The sequence below is a fragment of the Spirosoma pomorum genome (assembly GCF_054776615.1).
In genome coordinates this window covers 187,211-206,853 of the sequence record NZ_BAAHBP010000001.1, presented here as the reverse complement: position 1 = coordinate 206,853, position 19,643 = coordinate 187,211, and the positions used below count along the sequence as shown (strand labels likewise).

The window sequence follows — 19,643 nt, the reverse complement described above, 5'->3', positions numbered from 1 at the left end:
AGCCTTAGTGTACTGACATGACGTTCCGCCATTTCTTTTTTGTCATTCTTTTTGCTCTTCCGATCCTGTTACAAAACTGCGCGCAGGTAGCCCAGCCACCCGGTGGAAAAAAAGATACCCTTGCTCCGAAACTTGTGAGTAGCGTACCCAAAATGCGCCAGCTGAACTACGAGGGAAAAATCGTAGAGCTGGAATTTGATGAATACGTTAATACCGAAAATTTACAGCAAAAGGTTACGGTGACGCCCCAGGATAGCAACACGTTTATTGCGAAGTCGCTGCCACAGGGCGTTCGGCTTACGTTTTCACGGCCGTTTCAAAAAAACACGACCTACACCATCAACTTTGCTGATGGGATCAAAGACATCACGGAACGTAACATTGCCAAGGATACCAAAATCGTTTTTAGTACGGGTGGCACGATCGACTCGTTGAATCTAACCGGTAACGTAGTTGATGATGAAACCCGTCGGCCTTTGCTGAATTTTCTGGTAGGTTTATTTGCGTCGACTGATACGTTACCCATCACCCGCAAACGACCGCAGTATTTCGCCCGGACGGACAGCAACGGAAATTATCGCATTGAGAACATCAAAGCAGGGCCGTACAAAGTATATGGCTTCGACGATAAAGACCTGAATCTGGTGAACAATACGCCCAACGAGCGGGTCGCGTTCCGGGATAGCGTACTGAATCTGAATCGAAACTACACGGACGTCAACATGGTGGCGTTCCGGGGTTCGACCAAGCCGCGGGTAACCCGGCGCGAACGGACGGACGAGACCTTGGGCTTAGAGCTTAATAGTGGAATTGCCTCATATCGGATAACCTATCCTGGCAAAAACGCTGCATCCACGACGGCTGTTTCCACGACGGCCGCATCCACGTCGGCCACTTCTACGGACAGTACAAGGGCAGCAACGGCCGCATCTACGTCGGCTGTTTCCACAACGGCTGTTTCCACGTCGGCGTCAACCGCGAAGAACAGCAGTGATACGTTAATTTCGTTTCTGGAGTCGTCCAAGATGATTCGGATTTTCCGGCCAGCTACCCGGGCGGCTAACGATACGATTAATGTTGTTATCGCGGTTGCTGACTCGGTAGGTAATCGGACTGAGTTGAAAGAGCGCATCTATTTTTCGCCCCTGAAAACGCGCGAAAAAGATCGCAGGCCGCTCAACGTTCAGGTTCTGCCACAAACCCGTGAGCCTATTGACAACAACCTGGATTTTACGCTCACCTTTACGAAACCCATCCTGAAATTTGATCTGACACGAATTGTCATTGGCACTGATAGCACCAAACCACTTCAGTTGACCGCTGAGAATTTGAGATGGTCAAACAACTTCTCGCAGTTATCAATCAAGCAGTCGACAAACCTGAAGGATAGCTTGCTATTTAAGTTAGGAAAAGGGGCGTTCATTAGTGTGCAGGGTGATACGTTGGCCGCCTACACTGCTAAATACACTATTGCTGAAGAGGATAGCTACGGCCTGATTGCTGGCAAGATCAATCCGTCGGCGGCCATACCGCCCGGAGCAAACACGATAGTTGAACTGCTGGACGAAAAATACACCGTACTACGGACGTCAAGGACAGCAGGGAGTTATAGCTTCGCCCGCCTTAAACCCGGCAAATACCGTGTTCGATTGATTGTGGATGCCAACAAAAACGGTAAGCGCGACATCGGCAACGTACAGAAAGGGACCCAGCCGGAAACTATAATTTATCAGCCTGGTACTGAAGAGGATGGCTCTATTCGTCTTAAACAGAACTTTGAGTTGACTGATACTGATTTCTAACGTATTGCCTAGTTGCCTATTCCGAAAATTATAAAGCCAGACTACTTCATTAGTCTGGCTTTGTTCGTCTGATGCTTTAGTCTTGATTGTCTCACCCAAGAACGGCTGACTGTAATGCCGTTTGCCTAGGTCTTGTACAAGGCATACAAATAGGCCACTCCGCGTAAGTCACGTCATCCTCACGGGCGTACATTAACTTTTGCTACGTTCGGATAAATGAAGCGCTCCGTTTATAAGTCCGTTTGCGGATGATTACGTCCCGATCAGGAATCTTGGTAGATAAATCCGTAATCTGTATACTATTCAGTGAAGAAGAAGCAGGGACCTTTGCTTAATAATATCAAAAAAACAGATTGGGGAGATCGTCACTTTAGAAGGTAGCCAAACGACGGATACCAGTAATGGGTTGAGTGTATAGGTATTCCGATTCAACAAAGGCACGCGCCTGAATCATTCATGGATAGAATGAATACGACCGCAAAGGCAATCGATGTAGGAAAAGCCGTTCAGAAATGGTTATGTACAATTAAGAGAATAAGATAACTCAACTATAGATCATGATACCAAAACGAGAATTAGGTAAAAGCGGCCTGAACGTTTCAGCCCTTGGTCTGGGCTGCATGGGATTGAGTTTTGGCCTTGGTCCAGCCACCAGTAGGCAAGATGCAGTTAATCTCATTCGTAATGCCTTCGAGCGGGGTGTTACGTTCTTTGATACTGCTGAAGCGTATGGTCCGAACGAAAACGAAGAACTATTAGGAGAGGCTTTGGAACCGTTCCGGAAGGACGTAGTGATTGCCACGAAATTCGGATTCAAAGAAGGGAAAACGGCACTGGGAACGGATAGCAGACCAGAAAATATTCGAGCTGTTGCCGAAGCTTCTCTGAAACGACTGAGATCCGATGTTATTGACCTATTCTATCAGCATCGGGTTGATCCGGCTGTGCCTATCGAAGACGTAGCCGGGGTCGTTCAGGAGTTGATCAAAGAGGGGAAAGTAAAGCACTTTGGACTTTCCGAAGCAGGCGTCGGTACCATTCGCAAAGCGCATGCGATTCAGCCGGTAACGGCCCTGCAAAGCGAATACTCACTTTGGTGGCGAGAGCCAGAAAACGAAATTCTGCCAACTCTGGAAGAGTTAGGCATTGGCTTTGTGCCATTCAGTCCGCTGGGCAAGGGATTTCTTACGGGTAAAATTGATCAGAACACAACGTTCGATCAGAGCGATTTTCGCAACGTTGTTCCTCGTTTTTCGGAAGAGAACCGAAAAGCCAATCAGGCTCTCGTTGGTTTATTGAGTAAGCTGGCTAAAGAAAGGAATGCGACAGCTGCCCAGATCGCCCTTGCCTGGCTATTAGCTCAGAAGCCGTGGATTGTTCCCATTCCGGGTACAACTAAACTGCATCGACTGGAGGAAAACCTTGGTGCGGCTGCCATCACGCTAAGTGGGGATGACCTGGCCGAAATCACGCAGGCCATTGGTGCGATTGATGTACAGGGAGCTCGTTATCCTGAACAACTACAAAAAATGGTAGGGCGTTAAGCCGCAATAAATTGTGAAGGAGAGCGACCTTGTAATCTCGTCGCTCTCCTTCCTAGTGGAAATCGTATCAAACACCCCAGTGAACTCTATGAAAGCCCAGGCCTTACTTCCTTTCTTACTGATTTTAGTTCTGTTGCTGATTAATTGCTGTACCATTTCGGCCCAGCAAAAAGACATGATGGTACGTATTGCCGAAATTGATATAGTCCCGTCCTTTTTGGACGAATACAAAGCCATACTGACAGAGGAAGCGGCTGCGTCGGTAAAGCTGGAACCCGGCGTCATTTCAATCTTTCCTATGTACCAGAAAGAAAACCCGACGCAGGTAAGGATTCTGGAAATTTACGCCAGCAAAGCGGCTTATGAGCAACACCTAAAAACAGCCCATTTTCAACGGTACAAGACTACTACGCTCAACATGGTAAAGTCGTTGAAGCTAATTGACATGAATGCCTTAGATGCCGCCACGATGCCTGTACTCTTTAGAAAACTGACGGACGATAAACGGTAGGCCGCTGTCCTCTCTGGAAAGGCAATCGTTCATTTCAGGTATTTTCGCATTAATATGTCCGTTTGCTCATCGTTGCCCACGTTGAACAGATGTTTGTCGAACGTAATGAACCCATTTTTTTCGTAGAATCGGATGGCTCTGGGGTTTTCTTCCCAGACTCCCAGCCACAGGTAGGATTTCTTCATCAGCTGGGCAACTGCCAGCGCTTTCTTGTAGAGTAGAGCACCAACTTTCTTTCCGTGATGACTGCTCTTCACGTAAATCCGCTCGATTTCGAGCCCGGTTTCGTCCCGCAGCTCTGTCTGGGCCTGCCCCACGTTTACTTTTAAGTACCCGATAGGATTTCCTGCTTCACGAGCTATAAAGAAAATAGAGTCGGGATTGGTCAGTTCATCCCGCACTTTTTCTTCACTGAAACTTTCCTCCAGATACGTCTTCATATCGGCCGCTGTATTGCTCTGAGCAAAGGTTTCGAAGAATGTTTCTCTTCCGATTAGTTGTAGAGCTGGTAGGTCGCTAAGATCGGCTTTGTCTATTGTTAGTTGTGTCATGGATTTTTCTATAGCTACAGGTAAACTTACTAGCAGACTGGATGATGATTCTAGTCCGGTTTGGCTATGATGGCTGGTCCGGCCTTGACATTACATAGCTTACACAGGCTTTGTTGTCGCTTTAGCAAACTACTATCCTTTACGTATTATCGAGCAATAGCTTGTTCATAAATAATTCACAGGGGCCGGGAGAAAACAAGCGCTACTTGTTTTCCTTCATCCCCGTACCTTTGCGGCAGAAATTTAACGCGCCCGATTGTGTCCGTAAAACCTAAAAAAGAACTTGGCCAGCATTTTCTGACCGATCTCAGCATCTCCCAGCGCATCGCCGGTTTGCTGACGGGGCACCCCACCGCCGATGGGCAGAACTATACCAAAGTGCTGGAAATTGGTCCGGGCATGGGCGTATTAACGCAGTTTCTGCTTCAGGATAAGCGGTTTGAGACCTACGTCATTGAAATCGACCGAGAGTCCGTTGATTATTTGAATCAGAATTTCCCGGCTCTGGAAGGACGGATACTGGCATCTGATTTCCTGAATATTCGCACCGACTTATTGCCGACAAAACAGGTTAGTACGGAGCCGTTCGCCGTGATTGGCAACTTCCCTTATAATATCTCTACCCAGATTTTGTTCCGGGTGCTGGACATACGTGAGCGGGTCCCCGAAGTTGTAGGAATGTTTCAGCGGGAGGTGGCGCAGCGTATCGCATCGGGACCGGGTAACAAGGACTACGGTATTCTGAGCGTACTGCTCCAGGCCTGGTACGATATCAAATACGAGTTTACCGTGCCGCCCGAGGTCTTTAATCCTCCCCCCAAAGTGTTTTCGGGCGTTATTTCGTTACGTCGGAATAACGTAACTGACCTGGGGTGTGATGAACGGAAGTTTACACAGGTCGTTAAGCATGGATTCGGACAACGGCGAAAAACGCTGCGGAACTCCCTGAAGCCACTGAACCCGTCAGAGGCCGCGCTGGCCAGCCGGTTTATGGACAAACGCGCCGAACAACTTAGTGTAGCCGAATTCGTTGAACTAACGAAATTGATGGAAGAAAAAGAATAAGGAGGAAGGAAAAAAGGGGTATAGTCGGCCCCCTTCCTCCCCCTCCTCCCTTTCTTCTCCCTTTCCTCCTTCCCCAATGACTTTCGAACTGACTAAAGAATATCTTGAGCAACTCCAGACGGCTATCGAAGCGGGTGATGATGCCCAGCTTCGAGCGGAGATGGGAGAGCTTTATCCCGCCGATATTTCGGAGATTCTCTATGAGTTGGAATCCCAGTCCGCTCATTATTTATTGAGCCTGCTGGATCGATCGGTGGGGGCGGAGATCCTGGCGAATCTTGATCCTACTGATCGAACCAGTCTGTTGAAAACCTTTACGTCCGAAGAACTGGCGCCGTTTATCAACCAGATGGATTCGGATGATGCCGTAGACGTACTGAACGAACAGCCGATTCAGATTCGGGAGGAGGTCATTGGCCTACTCGAAGACCGCGAACAGGCTCGCTTTATTCTTGACCTGCTTCACTACGATGACAGCGTAGCGGGTGGGCTAATGCAGAAAGAGCTGATCAAAATCAACGTTAATCTGACCGTCAACGCCTGTATTGAGGAGATCCGGCAGCAGGCCGAGGATGTTGAAAACGTCTATGCCATTTACGTGGTCGACGATCAGGGGAAACTCCTAGGGCTGGTTTCGTTGAAGAAGATCGTACTGGCCCGTAAGACAACGAAAATTGCGGATATCTACGAAGATGATGTCGTCTTCGTGGAAACGTACCGGCCCGTCAACGAAGTGGCTGAGGTGATGCAGCGGTATGACCTGGATGCGATTCCGGTGGTTAACATTCAGCAGCGGTTGCTGGGGCGGATCACGATTGACGATATCGTCGATGTCATTACCGAGCAGGCCGAAGAGGACTTTCAGGTGATTTCCGGTCTGTCGGGGGAGGTTGAGGAAGACGACAGCGTCTGGGCGCGATCAAAAGTGCAGCTTCCCTGGCTCGTTGCCGGGGCGGTGGGCAGTCTGCTGGCGGCTACCGTCATCAATGGTTTTCAGAGTGAACTAGGCAAAGTGGCCGCGCTGGCCGCTTTCATACCGATCATTGGCTCAACGGGTGGGAACGTCGGGATACAGACTTCTTCGCTGATTCTGCAAAGCCTGGCCGATACGTCCGGCCTGAGTACTACGCTGGGTCGACGGCTACTACGGACGTTGCTGGTAGCCATCATCAATGGACTGGTCGTCGGGTTGATTGCCGGTACGTACACCTTCCTGATTGGCGAGCCCCGGTTGTTTTTCGTTGTGGCTATGTCCCTTTTAGCCGTTGTGTTGCTGGCATCCTTCATGGGAACCGTAACGCCCTTGCTCCTCAATAAGATAGGGATTAACCCTGCCGTGGCCTCAGGGCCGTTTATTACAACTGCCAATGACCTGATTGGTATTGGTGTTTATTTCATGATTGCCCAGACCCTTCTGGCTGAGTTGTAGATAAGTTGATTATTGCTCAAAACTGCCCGTTTCTACCTTTGGGTGGCATTGTGTAGTCGTTCCAGTTCGCAATTTCTGCCCCGAAACAGACAAAAAAATCTCAGTATTGCCCGATTTTATGTGAGTCGAAATTAAACTCTACGTACCTTTCGTCCATCTACGGTATGGACATTAGATACGTACCGAATAACCTGATTCTCTCACATGAATAACAATTCTAAAATCACCCGCCAGGAGTTTCTGCGTCTGGGTGCGTTGGCTGCTTCGGCGGCCATGCTGCCTACCATGAATGTGTTCGCGGCTGCTCCCAAGCAGGTTGGCCTTCAGCTGTATACGTTGCGTGAAGCCATGGGGAAAGACGCGGACGGTACGCTGAGAAAAGTTGCTGAGATTGGCTATAAGGAGGTGGAACCGTTCGGGTATAACGACGGTAAATTTTTTGGAAAAACGCCCAAAGAGTTTTCGGCGCTTCTGAAAGAACTGGGCCTAAAAGCACCAAGCGGCCACTACACGTCCGGCAAAACAATGCCGAATATGAAAGGTACGCTGACCAACGAATGGCAACGGGCCGTTGACGATGCGGCTGCCATCGGGCAGAAATACATGGTCTGCGCGTACTTGTTCCCACAGGAACGTACCAAGCTGGACGACTACAAGATGTTCGCCGAACTATTTAATAAGTCGGCCGAAACGTGTAAAAAAGCAGGTATTCAGTTCTGCTACCACAACCACGATTTCGAATTCCAGGAAATGGACGGTCAACTACCCTACGACATCCTGGCTAAAGGGACCGACTCGAAACTGGTGCAGTTCGAGCTGGATTTGTACTGGGCTACGTTTGCCAAGCAGGACCCCGTCGAGCTGTTCAAAAAGCATCCGGGCCGGTTCCCGCTGTGGCACGTAAAAGACATGGAAAAAACGGCTGAACGGGCGTTCGCTCCGGTTGGAACGGGTTCTATTGATTTTCAGCGCATTTTCGACGCGAAGAAGACAGCAGGTATGACACACTACTTCGTAGAACAGGATGTCTGCAAACTGCCCCCGTTGGAGTCAATTGCGATCAGCTACAAGAATATTGAGAAATTGAAAGTGTAGTCACTTTCGGAAAAGAGTAGAAAGGGGATGGGGGATCAAATAGGTCTCCCACCCCCTTTTACGTTTCAGAAGGCCTTGCTCTAAACCAGTTTGAAGAAGCCTTCGCCCTTACTTACCCTCTACAGAAGCTGCCAGTTCGGAAAATGATATGGTCGTTTTAACGCCCATATCAGCAACCGGCCAGGATTGAACGATAGTCCGTACCGGTAATTCCAGCGTCTTAATTGCCTTATACAATCCGGTTTGCCGGGCGCTAACCCGGGCTGGCTTGCCCGTTTTGGGTATCCACACCAGATCGTCCTCAAATAGCAACTGCTCGCTCGGAAAATGAAAAATCAAAAAATCGTTCGTGTGCGCCGATAGCTTGCCAATGTGGTAAATATCCAAGCTGAATTCGCCGTCGCTGATCGTTTTGTGCGCACCAACGGACTCTAGTTTAAGCGGTTTGGGCGATAGTTGCAGACTGTCTGGACGTAATTGGTGTGGCGCCTGAACCAGTTGCTGCACGTACGCTTCGTTACCCGGACTACACAAAATAGTGGCCTCCTTATGGACAAAAGGGCGCACACCACCCAGATAATGCGGGTGGTGATGCCCAAACACGAAATAGCGAATGGGTTTAGTTGGCGCTAACTGACGAGCCTGCTGGATGATTAATTCGCCATTCTGGCTGCTGAGCGGAGCTTCGGCAACGAGCAGAAAGTCTTTGAATTCGACGATCATCACCCGGTCGTCGGTGTGGGGCAACGTAACAAAATGGATGTGCTCGTTGTATTTTTCCGGTATGGCGGTGGGGGTAGGGGCAGTGCTCGAAGCTAGTTGATAGTCAGCCGGTGCATCAAGTAATTTCGGCGCGGTTGGAACGATGGTGCTGCGGACGAGTTGGACCTGGTCGTGCAATTTCCCGTTTACTTTGTCGATAGTGACCCGGGTTGGTTGCCAGCTCTGATTGGCTGAGGTATAATTCTCATACCGGATGGTCGTCAGCAAATCTCCCAGCATATCATCGGGCGCCAAAAGCGTGATCTGGTCAAGCAATCCATTTGACCGGCGGATGAAGAGACAAACCGTCGTCTCATTAATGGAAAGAGGGTAGCAGGTACGCTGCGCTGTACTCCGTTTTGAGTCGGGACGGATGTGATGCTGGTAGGCGTATTCGATAAGCCGAACGGGCGAGTAGCGCGCTTCGTGCAGCAGTTGTTCGGTCAGCATCTGCCGCGTAACAGAGGCCAGCTTCTCCTGACCGTGATCCAGTTTCAGTATCGTCTGCTCAGTAGCCTGGATTTTGGCGTAGTATGTCTTGTTGCGGGTAGGGCTGAGAAGGGTATCCGCCTGGCGGAACTGAGACGCGTTAACCCATACGGTTCCGGTGGCCTGATAGGGCGTTTGCTGCCACGGCTCCGCACTATGTTCCATCTCCTGTTTTTGCTCCTGGTAAGTAAGCGTCAGAAACTGATTTTGTAATGGCTTGACCTGCTTATTCCAGCAAGTTTGAAGTGGATCGGGAGCTGGAAGACTACCCGTAACGACAGGAACGTAAAACCAGCTTAAAAACAGCCAGAAGGAAGACATAAGAGTAGCGAATAGGATCGTAGTAGACAAAGCTACGTTACGACCCTATCTCATCCTTCATAGCCTTGTGTAATTTGTCTACGCAATTGAAAAGAGCCCGCCAGACTGGTCAAAAACAGCCGGTTAGTCGGCTATGAGAATAACGCAGCCGCATTGGTACGTTAGTTTAATAACGCCCAAATCGCTCGTGGGCCTGCCGTTCCAGCGCTTCCCGATGGTCGGGGTGGGCGATGTTAATGAGCGCCCGAGCCCGCTGACGGAGATTCTGGCCGTACAGATCAGCAATACCGAATTCGGTAACAATGTAGTGAACGTGGGCGCGGGTCGTCGTTACGCCAGCTCCTTCTTTCAGGAAGGGGACGATTTTACTCTGACCATTTCTCGTGGAAGAAGCCAGCGCAATGATTGGCTTACCGCCTTCTGACAGCGATGCGCCCCGCACAAAGTCCATCTGACCACCCACTCCTGAGTACTGATACGTGCCAATTGTGTCGGCACATACCTGCCCTGTCAGGTCGATCTCGATGGCGGAATTGATAGCCGTTACTTTGGGATTGCGCCGGATGATGGACGTATCGTTGGTATAGCTTACCTGCTTCATCGTCACCATTGGGTTGTCATCAATGAAGTCATACACTCGCTTGCTGCCCATCACAAATGTTGATACGATTCGGTGAGGGAGTACAGCTTTGTGTTCACCGGTGATGACGCCCCGCTCAACCAGGTCAAGGACGCCGTCGGAGAACATTTCCGTATGAATTCCCAGCCCTTTGTGATGAACCAGTTCCGCTAGTGTTGCATTGGGAATACCGCCGATACCTAATTGCAACGTAGCGCCATCGTCGACCAGACTGGCTACGTACTGCCCGATCTTACGGTCCGTAGCCGAAATCTGCGGCAAGGGTACTTCGTAAATTGGTTCATCTACTTCGATGGCTGCGTGTAGCATCGACACTGGGATCAAACCATCACCGTGGGTGCGGGGCACATTGGGATTAATCTGAGCCACCACGTATTTAGCCATCTGGATAGCCGCCAGAGAAATGTCGACCGACGGTCCCAGCGAACAGTAGCCATGCTGGTCAGGGGGCGACACCTGGATAAGAGCCACGTCGATGGGCAGGATATTACGCCGAAACAATAGCGGAATCTCGCTCAGGAAGATAGGTACGTAATCACCGATACCCTGGTTGAGTTGCTTCCGCATATTGGCTCCGATAAAGAACGAATTAGGCTTGAATGAGCCCTGATAGTGCTCATCCAGATAGGGCAGTGGCCCTTCGGTGTGCATGTGACAGATTTCGACGTCGCGCAGTTCGCTGGCCCTTGCTACCATTGCCTGGATCAGGACATGGGGGGTCTGGGCAACGCTGTGAATAAAAACCCGATTGCCGGACTGTATGCTGGAAACAGCCCCTTCGGGAGTAGTAATGGGGAGGTGTATCATAAAGAGGAGCTTATAAAAAATGTGTAAATCGGAGGGAATAGCCTGTGCTAGTCCCTCCGATTTACACAAAGATTGGGTGCTGATTACTGATGAGTATTTTGGGTCGAAGGCTGACCGTCAAATAAAGGGGCGTAATCGTCCGACAGAGTAATTTTAATCTTGTGCAGCTCGCCTTCAGTCACCATCTGGCTAAAGACCTCCATGAACTGGTGAGTGCGCTGCTTGCCGGTTTCGTCGTCGACGCCCAGCTTATCGGCAACCCGCTCATAAAACTCCGTTAGTTTGAAGCGCTCGCCCTGGTCGCGGTCTTCCGGATCAATTTCCCGGATAATGTCCAGCAGGGGAGCTGGCAGTTGAGCGCCAAGATTATCGGCGGCATTACCGGCTAGGTGTTCGGTCAGCGTGTGCAGAAAAGCGCGGGTAATATCAAGTACTTCCTGCTCGGACTCAACACCGAGCTTTTCTTTGGCTGCGTGAATAAATTCAGGGTACTGCATAACGTTGATCAACTTGGTTGGTTAGTATGCAGACAACTCCCTGATCAAGGCAGGGGTTTAGAATATTGGGGTAAAGTTAGTAGGCTTACTAGTAGATAGTTGCTGGGTTAGGAGCCGCCAATAGTTGCTGAAACCATTGCCCCGACGCCTTAACGATACGTTGTTGGGTACGGAAATTAACGTAAACCAGCCCAAAGCGAGGCCGGTATCCTTCGGCCCACTCGAAATTGTCCAGAAAGGTCCAGACGAAATAACCCGCGACGGGAACACCATCCTGCTGGGCACGTAATACCTGATGCAGGCATTGCCGGTGGTAATCCAGTCGGTCGGGATCGTGAACGACACCGTTCTGAACCGTATCGTAAAAGGCCGACCCGCTCTCGGCGATGTATAACTTTTTGACACCGTCGTACCGCGCAAACTGCTGAATGATCTGGTACATACTCTCCGGATTCACTTCCCAGCCCATTTCGGTAATCTTGTCAACGCCCCGGCGCAGGGGGGACACATCTTTAGCCCAGAGGTAAGGCATGAAGTAGGAAGATTCAACGACCGCGCGGAAATAGTGCTGTAAGCCGATGAAGTCGAAGTCGAAGGCAAGCCGCTCCATGTCGCCGGGGTGGGCCACTTTCTTTTTGATATTCGCCAGAAAGGGCAGCTCTTTATCCGGATAACCGAGGCCGAGCGAAGGCTCAATAAAGAGCCGGTTAAGGAGGGCATCGACGCGGACAGCAGCGGCCTGGTCGCGGGTCGAATCCGTAAACGGATGGACGGGCGAGCAGGAGAACGTAGTGCCTACCTGCGCATCGGGTACATTTTGCCGCACAATCCGACCGCCTTCTGCCTGAGCCAGTGTTGTATGGTGAATTGCTGGTAATAAGCTTCGGAAGCTACGTCGTCCGGGAGCGTGCTGACCGGTAAAATAGCCGAGTACCGAGAAGGCCAGTGGTTCGTTCAGCACGATCCAGTTCTTCACTTTGTGGCCGAACGCTTTCGTGCAGACGTCTACGTATTCAGCGAACCAGCCAACAATGTTCCGGTTAGGCCAGCCCCCCCGGTCTTCAAGGGCCTGCGGTAAATCCCAGTGGTAGAGCGTAATCCAGGGCGTCATGCCCAGCGCCAGACAGTGGTCAATCAAACGGTCGTAGAATGCCAGCCCTGCCTCGTTTATCCGACCGCCCTGCGCGGGGCCAAGGCCGTCGGGTAAAATGCGGGACCAGGCGATGGAGAACCGGAAGGCGTCGAAACCTAATGATTTATGGAGCTGTAGATCGGATTCGTAGCGGTCGTAGAATTCGCAGGCCTGGTCGGCATGTTCGCCGGTTTTGATACGTCCTTTCTGGTGGCAGAACGTGTCCCACACGGATGGTCCCCGCCCGTCGCGGTCTACCGCGCCCTCAATCTGATAAGCTGCGGTGGCTGTTCCCCACACAAAATTCTTCCCGAACGCATGGCGATCAAAAATGGGCGTATCAACTGGCATACGTACTCGGTCAGGCAAGCTACTGATGATGACTACGCCAAAAGTACGGCCCTCATTAAAAACGGTCGGGGTCTGTGACATAAATTAACATTTACTTCACAAACCCCGACCGGCTCAATGTACGTCACTTGCTTTATTTAGTACCCCCGGCGATCCCGACGGTCGTAACCGTAGGCGTTGTTACGTCGGTTGTTTTGTTGCAGCGCAAACAGCCGCTCGCGTTGTGAGCTGGTGAGTACCGATAGAAATTCCACGCGTTTTTGCTCGTTGAACCGGCGGTAGCCTTCGGGCGTCATCCGGGTGCGGGCAATCTGCTGATCGTACCGGTCTTCGATGCGGTGTAGCTCGCGTTGCTGTTTGCGACTTAGACCAACCAGGGCGTCCAGCCGGTCAATTTTTAATTCATCCTGAGCTTGGTCCCTGTCGTAGTACGTACCACCGCGAGGACCACGGTTATCAAAAGGAGCCGAATATACACGTTGCGCCATGGTTGCACCAGCGGTCATCAGTACGAAAGCAAAGGCGGCAATGATTGTCTTTTTCATGATCGGTATTGTTTAGTGTTTACTGATCGTTAGAGACAAAATCACCCGCTGCGTTTAATCGACCAGGCTATTTATCGGCTAAATGCCCGTTTGATCCCGACGAATGGATAAAAAAAGGGGCCGAATGGCCCCGTTGCGTATTGCAATTAAAGACGTCCCCCGCCAATATCGAACCCAAGTTTAACGCCCAGATACGTATTCTGGCTTTCGATGGTCGATGTTGTGCCCCGATTCTGGGTAGTAGGGACGGCATTGTACTCAACGCCAACCACGAAGTGACCAGTCTTGAGGCCGGCCCGGCCCATGAAACCAAATTTCGTTGCCCCCGTTAGCGTAACATCCTGTCTGGTTTGCCCATCAACGACAACGATGGTGCCCGCCGAGGCCACGTTATAGAGCCCGGCCCCAACGCCGATAAACGGACGTGTGTTTCCCTGCCCGAACAAGTAGTTGCCGGTTAGCAGGTAGGACCCGAAGAAGCCAACATCGCCTGATGTAGTATTGCCATTAACAACGACTCCCCGGGCAACGATCGCTGCTTCCAGCCGAAGCCCCAGATCAATATTGTCATTCAAACCATATTTAGGCTCCACTGAAGCCAGGAATCCACCCGAAACGGATGAGCCAAGTGGCTTGGCATACCCCAGTGACAGGTTGACCTTAAAAGGCTTGAACGTCTGCGCATGGGCAGCAAAGCCCGCTAACAGGCACAACGTTAGGAAAAGATGTCTCATTGATACATGGATTTAATGAGCTGCAAGTATACGCCCTAACAACTGATTGATGATGCGATAAGTGACTGAATGGGATAATTGAATAATACCTACTGTATGACTATTGTGAAAAAGTGAACAAGCTGAACGTAACACATTTTCGTACTTTTGTAGACCCGTAAGCGACCGTTTTGGCGGCCCCTGTTTTGTTAACGACTACCCAAAAAAGGATGAGTTTCGAGGAATATCTGACCCAGAAGAAGATTAACGCCGACCAATTCAAACAGGCTGAACCAGATCGCTATAGTCAGTGGGAGCGAGAATTTGAGCAGGTGCATCCAGAAAGTTTTACCGTTCAGAAAAAATTTCTCATCAACGATACCCGTAGAAAATATCTTGTGCGCTAACAAGTATGTTAGACGGTAGGTTTTGCTCCCGTTTAATCGTCAGTCGACATTTTAAATGTTTTGACCATGAGCGCTACACTGGGAGAACTCCGAGGATTGACAGATTCCATTCAGAAGACTCTGAAAAAACAGGGCATAACTGATACGACAGCACTGCTGGATATTACTCGAACCCGTCAGCAGCGGAATAAACTGGCCGCTTCAACGGGACTAAACGCAACCACGCTGTTGCAATTAGCTCGCCGGGCCGATCTGACCCGCATTAAAGGGATTGGTCGGGTATACTGCGATTTACTGGAAGAGATAAACGTAAACACTGTTAAAGAGCTGGCCCAGCAGCAGGCCGACGAGCTGCATCCGAAGCTTATTACGGTCAATGCGGTCCGGCAGTTCACCCAGCGCCCTCCGTCACTGGAGCAGATTCGGGCTTTTGTGGCGGAAGCCAAAACACTACCCGATCTGCTGGAAGAATGAGCGAGGATTAGTATTTGGCTTCGCGCAGGTAATTGTCCAGGTGATTTTCGAGTTCGGTAAGGGAAAGATTGGCGTGCAGCTCGCCATTGATTGCCAGTGACAGACGACCGCTTTCTTCTGAAATCGCAATGATAGCCGCGTCCGTAGCTTCGCTCATACCCAGTGCCGCCCGGTGCCGGAACCCCATGGCCGGTGGTAAATCGTCGTCTTCCGAAACGGGCAGAATGCAGCGAGCCGCCAAAATCTTCCCTCCGCTGATGATAACGGCTCCGTCGTGTAGTGGACTGTACTGACTAAAAATAGACAGCAGCAACAGTTTTGATACGTTGGCATTGACGATTTCGCCCGACTGGATAAATTTTTCCAGATCGTCATTCCGCTGAAGCACCAGCAGACCGCCCGAGAACTCGGCGCTAAGGGTTTTGCATGTCTCTATGAGCGGCTTCAGGGGCGTCTGAGTGTCGGTTGGGCGAGGTTGACGGAGTACCAGCCGCCGAATCCAGCGGTTGTTGATGAAATTGGTGGACTTACCAACGAACAGCAGAAAACGCCGGATTTCGTGCTGGAAAATAATAATCAGCGCCAGGGCTCCTACGCTGATAAAATACTCCAGAATGGTGGTGAGCAGATGCAGGCCTAATGCTTTAACGAGCAAGTAGGTAAAATATACCAGCAGGTAACCAATAAAAACCCGGCTCGCAACGCTACCCCGGACAAGGTTATAAATCTGATAAATAAGCAGGGCAACTAATCCAATATCGATCAGGTCGAGCCAGCCGATATTCAAAAATCCCAGGCGAAAAGCCAGCATGCATCAATGGGTAATGTTCGGGGGTAAATATAAAGATATATCCGGCCTGTTTGCTCCGTTAGTCTATCCACTGGTATTGATGAATCTGCCGCCCATCACTGGTTAGGCTGTCAAACGTTCCAGGTCTCACCTTCTACGGCCAGATACGTTTCCGGAAAGACCGACCTAGCTTCAACGAGGAAGTTGTCGAACTCTTTGTACCGCGACGAAAAATGACCAATCAGCAGCCGCTCTACCCGAGCCTGAGCCGCTAGTGTAGCGGCCTGTCGGGCCGTACTGTGGTATACCTCGGCGGCCCGCTGAGCGTTGTCGTCCAGAAAGGTTGCTTCGTGGTAGAGTAAATTGACTTCCTGAAGTAAGGGTGCTAGTTCGGCTACGTAACGGGTGTCGGAACAAAACGCGTAGGAGCGGGGCGGGAGAGCAGGCTGCGTAAACTCATCCGCCCTGTAGAGAATCTGACCATCGGCTCCGAGAATATCCTGTCCATTTTTGAGCTGTTTCAGGTAGTGAACCGGCACGTCGTCGGGCAGTTTCTCGCGGAGGAGATGCGGCTTGTGCGGCTTTTCCCGGAAAAGATAACCGCTACAGGCAATCCGGTGCTGGAGCGGAATCGACGTAACGGTAAACAGCGGATGATCGAGCAGAAACGTTGACTGGAGCGGGTCGACCGCCTGAAAATGCAGCTTATACCCCAGCCGTGAGTCAGATACGCGAAAGATCGTCGTCAGCACCTCGTCCAGCCCCTGCGGACCAAAAAGGTACAAATCCTCCGTGCGCCCGCCCAGGTTCATGGTCGACAGGAGTGGGGCCAGGCCAAAATAATGGTCGCCGTGGAGGTGACTGATGAAAATGTACCGTAACCGACTCGTCCGGATTCGTTTTTCCAACAGCCGCAGCTGCGTCCCCTCGCCACAGTCAATCAGGAGATAGTCGTTGCCAATTGTCAGTAACTGGGCGGTGGGGTGGAGGTTCAGCGTGGGCGTAGCCGATCCGGCCCCCAGAATAGTGAGGGCAAACGGCTGACTGGCGGATCGGTGCGTATCGGATTCGTGGTCGGTCATCAAAAAGTGTACTTAGTCGTGACCAAAAGCGCTGCCGGTATCAAACTCGTCATCGCTTTCGCTCCGGAAATCATTTTCTAATTCATTCATAAAGACGGCATCAACCGCTTCCTCAACTGTAGGCAGAATGGTTAAGTCGCCCAGGTTAGACGCGTCGATCTCGTCGATCAGGTCTTCATTTTTAGTCACTACGATCAGTAACCCTTCTTCGTTGGTGCACTGACGATTGACTTTACGTATGGCGCTAATGCCGTCCTCGTCAATAGTTTCTACCGATGCAGCATCCACAATGATGTTGCTGTAGCCTTCCCGGAACAGCGAGCGGCTCAGCGTTTCAAAGGTCGTGGGAACGTCGCCTTCAAACGCCGATTCAGCGAGTCGAACCAGCGCGTATTGTTCGTTTTTTTCGATGGAATAGTTCATAGTGTCTAAGATGTAGATCAGGTAAAGGAAGACCGGTTGCCACCGTCAAACAATGCATGCTGGCAACAAGCCTTACTGTCGAACCTCAATTAATCGTTAGAGTTTTAAGAATGTTCGTTTCGATTCGTTGGAGCGGGGCCGTATCCTCAGCCGCCTGGAAGGATTTTCCGGTTACGGTTTCGTATAACTCGATGTACCGGGCCGAAATCTGATTCAGCCATTCGTCGGACATCTCAGGGATCGTCTGTCCCGTTTTTCCCTGAAACCCATTGGCAATGAGCCACTCCCGTACAAATTCTTTCGAGAGCTGTTTCTGGGGCTCCTGAGCCTGTTGTTTTTCAGCGTAAGTAGCCGCGTAAAAATAGCGTGACGAGTCAGGCGTATGCACCTCATCGATCAAGTAGATTTTTCCGTCCAGCTTACCAAACTCATATTTCGTATCAACCAGAATCAGCCCCTGCTCGGCAGCCATTTCGGTACCCCGCGCAAAAAGGGCCAACGCGTAATTCTCCAGCTGAACGTAATCGTCCTCGCTAACGATGCCCTGCCGCAAGATTTCCTCCCGGCTGATATCCTCATCGTGTCCTTCGTGCGCTTTGGTCGTTGGTGTGATGATTGGCTGAGGCAACTGGTCATTTTCGTGCAGACCGTCGGGCAGCGAAACACCACACAGCGTCCGGTGTCCGTCGCGATACTGCCGCCATGCATGACCAGCCAGATATCCCCGAACGACCATCTCCACGGCAAAGGGCTCGCAACGAAGCCCTACGCTGACGTTCGGATCGGGTACGTCCAGCAGCCAGTTGGGAACGATGTCGGCAGTGGCTTTCAGGAAATGTTGGGCAGTCTGGTTCAACACCTGGCCTTTGAACGGAATCGGCCGGGGCAGTACGACGTCGAAGGCCGAAATCCGGTCCGACGCGATCATGATCAGTTTGTCGGGAAACGAGTAAACGTCCCGGACTTTACCCCGGTAAAAAGCCGTCTGGCCAGGAAATTGAAAGTTTGTTTTAGAAATAGGCACGAGTATACGAATTAGAGTTTTTCTAGGACAATGGCTGAGGCTCCACCACCACCATTGCAGATACCGGCTACACCATAGCGGGCGTTATGTTGATTCAATACGGTTGTCAATGTTGTTACGATCCGGGCTCCCGATGCACCCAGCGGATGCCCCAGCGCTACAGCTCCTCCCAGCACGTTCAGTTTTTCCTGCGGCACATTCAGCAGCTGACTGAACGCCAGCGGCACGACCGCAAACGCTTCGTTAACCTCAAAAAAGTCGACGTCATTTACCGATAAACCCGCCCGCTCCAGCGCCAGCGGTACGGCCTTCGCCGGAGTCGTCGTAAACCACTGCGGCTCCTGCTCGGCATCGGCGTAGGCCAGAATCCGGGCCAGCGGCTTGACGCCTAGTTCGTCAGCTTTCCGGCGACTCATCAGCACCAGTGCCGACGCACCGTCGCTGATGGGTGAGGAACTGGCGGCTGTTACGGTACCATCCGCCGAGAAGGCTGGTTTGAGTTTCGGGACTTTGTCGTACACGACGTTTGCATACTCCTCATCTTCGTTCACCGTAATCGTGCCTTTACGCCCCACTACGTCAACCGGAACAATTTCCGCTCCAAACTGCCCCGTCTTGGTACTGGCTTCGGCCCGTTTATAGGACTGTACCGTAAAGGCGTCCTGCATGTCGCGGCTGATGCTGTATTCCTGAGCCGTGCGGTCGGCAAAAACGCCCATCGCGCACTGATCGTACACATCAACCAACCCATCCCGTGCCAGGCCGTCAACTAACTCGGCGTTGCCGTATTTATAACCGAAACGAGCCTGGGGAACGTAATAGGGTACGTTCGACATACTTTCCATGCCGCCGGCAACGATTACGTCGGCCTGGCCCAGTTGAATCGTCTGAGCGGCCAGCATAATGGCTTTCGCGCCCGACGCACATACTTTGTTGATCGTTGTGCAGGGTATCGTCGCTGGCAAATCCGCCTTGAGCGCAGCCTGCCGGGCAGGGGCCTGTCCTAAGTTGGCCGACACGACGTTGCCCATGTACACTTCCTGCACCTGATCCGGCTGAACACCCGCCCGGCTCAATGCACCCCGAATGGCAATCGCTCCCAGATCGGTAGCCGACAGCGGGGCCAGAGCGCCCCCGAAACTCCCGATGGGGGTTCTGACGGCCGAAACAATGACAACTTCGTTCATAA

At 51.3% G+C, this 19,643-nt stretch carries 20 protein-coding genes; 8 read left to right on the top strand and 12 right to left on the bottom strand.

Annotated elements, in window-relative coordinates:
• Positions 1 to 17: 17 nt before the first annotated feature.
• From ACYVAD_RS00845 to ACYVAD_RS00835, 3 genes are all read left to right on the top strand, one after another.
• The gene (locus ACYVAD_RS00845; RefSeq protein WP_461137572.1) at positions 18 to 1,802 is read left to right on the top strand and encodes an Ig-like domain-containing domain; all 1,785 of its coding nucleotides are present in this window, start codon (positions 18 to 20) and stop codon (positions 1,800 to 1,802) included.
• Positions 1,803 to 2,362: 560 nt separating this feature from the next.
• Positions 2,363 to 3,346, top strand: coding sequence for an aldo/keto reductase (locus ACYVAD_RS00840; RefSeq protein WP_461138503.1), 984 nt, complete (start codon positions 2,363 to 2,365; stop codon positions 3,344 to 3,346).
• 88 nt (positions 3,347 to 3,434) lie between these two features.
• Positions 3,435 to 3,857 carry a putative quinol monooxygenase gene (locus ACYVAD_RS00835; RefSeq protein WP_461137571.1) on the top strand — a complete coding sequence of 141 codons (423 nt, stop codon included), beginning with the start codon at positions 3,435 to 3,437 and terminating at the stop codon, positions 3,855 to 3,857.
• 29 nt (positions 3,858 to 3,886) lie between these two features.
• Here the strand turns inward: ACYVAD_RS00835 and ACYVAD_RS00830 are convergent, their stop codons facing one another.
• Complete coding sequence (locus ACYVAD_RS00830; protein ID WP_461137570.1) at positions 3,887 to 4,408, bottom strand: GNAT family N-acetyltransferase; 522 nt, start codon at positions 4,406 to 4,408, stop codon at positions 3,887 to 3,889.
• 258 nt (positions 4,409 to 4,666) lie between these two features.
• Between ACYVAD_RS00830 and rsmA the strand changes: the two genes are divergently transcribed.
• The 3 genes from rsmA (at position 4,667) to ACYVAD_RS00815 (ending at position 7,997) form a co-directional block, all read left to right on the top strand.
• On the top strand, positions 4,667 to 5,473 hold the full coding sequence (gene rsmA, locus ACYVAD_RS00825) for a 16S rRNA (adenine(1518)-N(6)/adenine(1519)-N(6))-dimethyltransferase RsmA (protein ID WP_461137569.1): 807 nt from the start codon (positions 4,667 to 4,669) through the stop codon (positions 5,471 to 5,473).
• A 76-nt stretch (positions 5,474 to 5,549) separates the two neighbouring features.
• Entirely contained in the window at positions 5,550 to 6,902 is a 1,353-nt protein-coding gene (gene mgtE / locus ACYVAD_RS00820; protein WP_461137568.1) for a magnesium transporter, read from the top strand.
• Between the two features lie 204 nt (positions 6,903 to 7,106).
• On the top strand, positions 7,107 to 7,997 hold the full coding sequence (locus tag ACYVAD_RS00815) for a sugar phosphate isomerase/epimerase family protein (protein ID WP_461137567.1): 891 nt from the start codon (positions 7,107 to 7,109) through the stop codon (positions 7,995 to 7,997).
• A gap of 108 nt (positions 7,998 to 8,105) precedes the next feature.
• On the opposite strand, the gene ACYVAD_RS00810 is transcribed toward ACYVAD_RS00815, so the two are convergent.
• The 6 genes from ACYVAD_RS00810 to ACYVAD_RS00785 all read right to left on the bottom strand — a co-directional run bounded on the left by ACYVAD_RS00810 (position 8,106) and on the right by ACYVAD_RS00785 (position 14,275).
• A complete protein-coding gene (locus ACYVAD_RS00810; protein ID WP_461137566.1) occupies positions 8,106 to 9,569 on the bottom strand; it encodes an MBL fold metallo-hydrolase in 1,464 nt (487 codons plus the stop codon).
• A gap of 166 nt (positions 9,570 to 9,735) precedes the next feature.
• A complete protein-coding gene (locus ACYVAD_RS00805) occupies positions 9,736 to 11,016 on the bottom strand; it encodes an acetyl-CoA hydrolase/transferase family protein (RefSeq protein ID WP_461137565.1) in 1,281 nt (426 codons plus the stop codon).
• Between the two features lie 83 nt (positions 11,017 to 11,099).
• Positions 11,100 to 11,513 (bottom strand): DUF2267 domain-containing protein, encoded by a 414-nt coding sequence (locus ACYVAD_RS00800; protein ID WP_461137564.1) that lies wholly within the window; start codon positions 11,511 to 11,513, stop codon positions 11,100 to 11,102.
• 88 nt (positions 11,514 to 11,601) lie between these two features.
• Positions 11,602 to 12,996, bottom strand: a complete 1,395-nt coding sequence (locus tag ACYVAD_RS00795; RefSeq protein WP_461137563.1) for a GH1 family beta-glucosidase — start codon at positions 12,994 to 12,996, stop codon at positions 11,602 to 11,604.
• A gap of 137 nt (positions 12,997 to 13,133) precedes the next feature.
• Positions 13,134 to 13,541, bottom strand: coding sequence for a hypothetical protein (locus ACYVAD_RS00790; RefSeq protein ID WP_461137562.1), 408 nt, complete (start codon positions 13,539 to 13,541; stop codon positions 13,134 to 13,136).
• Between the two features lie 146 nt (positions 13,542 to 13,687).
• Complete coding sequence (locus tag ACYVAD_RS00785) at positions 13,688 to 14,275, bottom strand: hypothetical protein (RefSeq protein WP_461137561.1); 588 nt, start codon at positions 14,273 to 14,275, stop codon at positions 13,688 to 13,690.
• Between the two features lie 209 nt (positions 14,276 to 14,484).
• Between ACYVAD_RS00785 and ACYVAD_RS00780 the strand changes: the two genes are divergently transcribed.
• Both ACYVAD_RS00780 and ACYVAD_RS00775 read left to right on the top strand, forming a co-directional pair.
• On the top strand, positions 14,485 to 14,661 hold the full coding sequence (locus ACYVAD_RS00780; RefSeq protein ID WP_461137560.1) for a hypothetical protein: 177 nt from the start codon (positions 14,485 to 14,487) through the stop codon (positions 14,659 to 14,661).
• Positions 14,662 to 14,727: 66 nt separating this feature from the next.
• Complete coding sequence (locus tag ACYVAD_RS00775; RefSeq protein WP_461137559.1) at positions 14,728 to 15,135, top strand: DUF4332 domain-containing protein; 408 nt, start codon at positions 14,728 to 14,730, stop codon at positions 15,133 to 15,135.
• Between the two features lie 7 nt (positions 15,136 to 15,142).
• On the opposite strand, the gene cdaA is transcribed toward ACYVAD_RS00775, so the two are convergent.
• The 5 genes from cdaA to ACYVAD_RS00750 all read right to left on the bottom strand — a co-directional run bounded on the left by cdaA (position 15,143) and on the right by ACYVAD_RS00750 (position 19,641).
• Complete coding sequence (cdaA, locus tag ACYVAD_RS00770) at positions 15,143 to 15,946, bottom strand: diadenylate cyclase CdaA (protein ID WP_461137558.1); 804 nt, start codon at positions 15,944 to 15,946, stop codon at positions 15,143 to 15,145.
• 110 nt (positions 15,947 to 16,056) lie between these two features.
• On the bottom strand, positions 16,057 to 17,007 hold the full coding sequence (locus ACYVAD_RS00765) for a ribonuclease Z (RefSeq protein WP_461137557.1): 951 nt from the start codon (positions 17,005 to 17,007) through the stop codon (positions 16,057 to 16,059).
• A 12-nt stretch (positions 17,008 to 17,019) separates the two neighbouring features.
• Positions 17,020 to 17,430, bottom strand: coding sequence for an STAS domain-containing protein (locus ACYVAD_RS00760; protein WP_461137556.1), 411 nt, complete (start codon positions 17,428 to 17,430; stop codon positions 17,020 to 17,022).
• A gap of 85 nt (positions 17,431 to 17,515) precedes the next feature.
• Entirely contained in the window at positions 17,516 to 18,454 is a 939-nt protein-coding gene (locus ACYVAD_RS00755) for a phosphoribosylaminoimidazolesuccinocarboxamide synthase (protein ID WP_461137555.1), read from the bottom strand.
• Between the two features lie 11 nt (positions 18,455 to 18,465).
• A complete protein-coding gene (locus ACYVAD_RS00750; protein ID WP_461137554.1) occupies positions 18,466 to 19,641 on the bottom strand; it encodes an acetyl-CoA C-acyltransferase in 1,176 nt (391 codons plus the stop codon).
• Between the last annotated feature and the right edge of the window lie 2 nt (positions 19,642 to 19,643).

Excerpts from the sequence above, each read along its gene's own strand:
- ACYVAD_RS00845 (WP_461137572.1), top strand. The coding sequence starts at position 18 with ATGACGTTCCGCCATTTCTTTTTTGTCATTCTTTTTGCTCTTCCGATC.
- ACYVAD_RS00835 (WP_461137571.1), top strand. The coding sequence starts at position 3,435 with ATGAAAGCCCAGGCCTTACTTCCTTTCTTACTGATTTTAGTTCTGTTG.
- ACYVAD_RS00830 (WP_461137570.1), bottom strand. The coding sequence starts at position 4,408 with ATGACACAACTAACAATAGACAAAGCCGATCTTAGCGACCTACCAGCT.
- mgtE (WP_461137568.1), top strand. The coding sequence starts at position 5,550 with ATGACTTTCGAACTGACTAAAGAATATCTTGAGCAACTCCAGACGGCT.
- ACYVAD_RS00815 (WP_461137567.1), top strand. The coding sequence starts at position 7,107 with ATGAATAACAATTCTAAAATCACCCGCCAGGAGTTTCTGCGTCTGGGT.
- ACYVAD_RS00810 (WP_461137566.1), bottom strand. The coding sequence starts at position 9,569 with ATGTCTTCCTTCTGGCTGTTTTTAAGCTGGTTTTACGTTCCTGTCGTT.
- ACYVAD_RS00805 (WP_461137565.1), bottom strand. The coding sequence starts at position 11,016 with ATGATACACCTCCCCATTACTACTCCCGAAGGGGCTGTTTCCAGCATA.
- ACYVAD_RS00800 (WP_461137564.1), bottom strand. The coding sequence starts at position 11,513 with ATGCAGTACCCTGAATTTATTCACGCAGCCAAAGAAAAGCTCGGTGTT.
- ACYVAD_RS00795 (WP_461137563.1), bottom strand. The coding sequence starts at position 12,996 with ATGCCAGTTGATACGCCCATTTTTGATCGCCATGCGTTCGGGAAGAAT.
- ACYVAD_RS00790 (WP_461137562.1), bottom strand. The coding sequence starts at position 13,541 with ATGAAAAAGACAATCATTGCCGCCTTTGCTTTCGTACTGATGACCGCT.
- ACYVAD_RS00785 (WP_461137561.1), bottom strand. The coding sequence starts at position 14,275 with ATGAGACATCTTTTCCTAACGTTGTGCCTGTTAGCGGGCTTTGCTGCC.
- ACYVAD_RS00780 (WP_461137560.1), top strand. The coding sequence starts at position 14,485 with ATGAGTTTCGAGGAATATCTGACCCAGAAGAAGATTAACGCCGACCAA.
- ACYVAD_RS00775 (WP_461137559.1), top strand. The coding sequence starts at position 14,728 with ATGAGCGCTACACTGGGAGAACTCCGAGGATTGACAGATTCCATTCAG.
- cdaA (WP_461137558.1), bottom strand. The coding sequence starts at position 15,946 with ATGCTGGCTTTTCGCCTGGGATTTTTGAATATCGGCTGGCTCGACCTG.
- ACYVAD_RS00765 (WP_461137557.1), bottom strand. The coding sequence starts at position 17,007 with ATGACCGACCACGAATCCGATACGCACCGATCCGCCAGTCAGCCGTTT.
- ACYVAD_RS00760 (WP_461137556.1), bottom strand. The coding sequence starts at position 17,430 with ATGAACTATTCCATCGAAAAAAACGAACAATACGCGCTGGTTCGACTC.
- ACYVAD_RS00750 (WP_461137554.1), bottom strand. The coding sequence starts at position 19,641 with ATGAACGAAGTTGTCATTGTTTCGGCCGTCAGAACCCCCATCGGGAGT.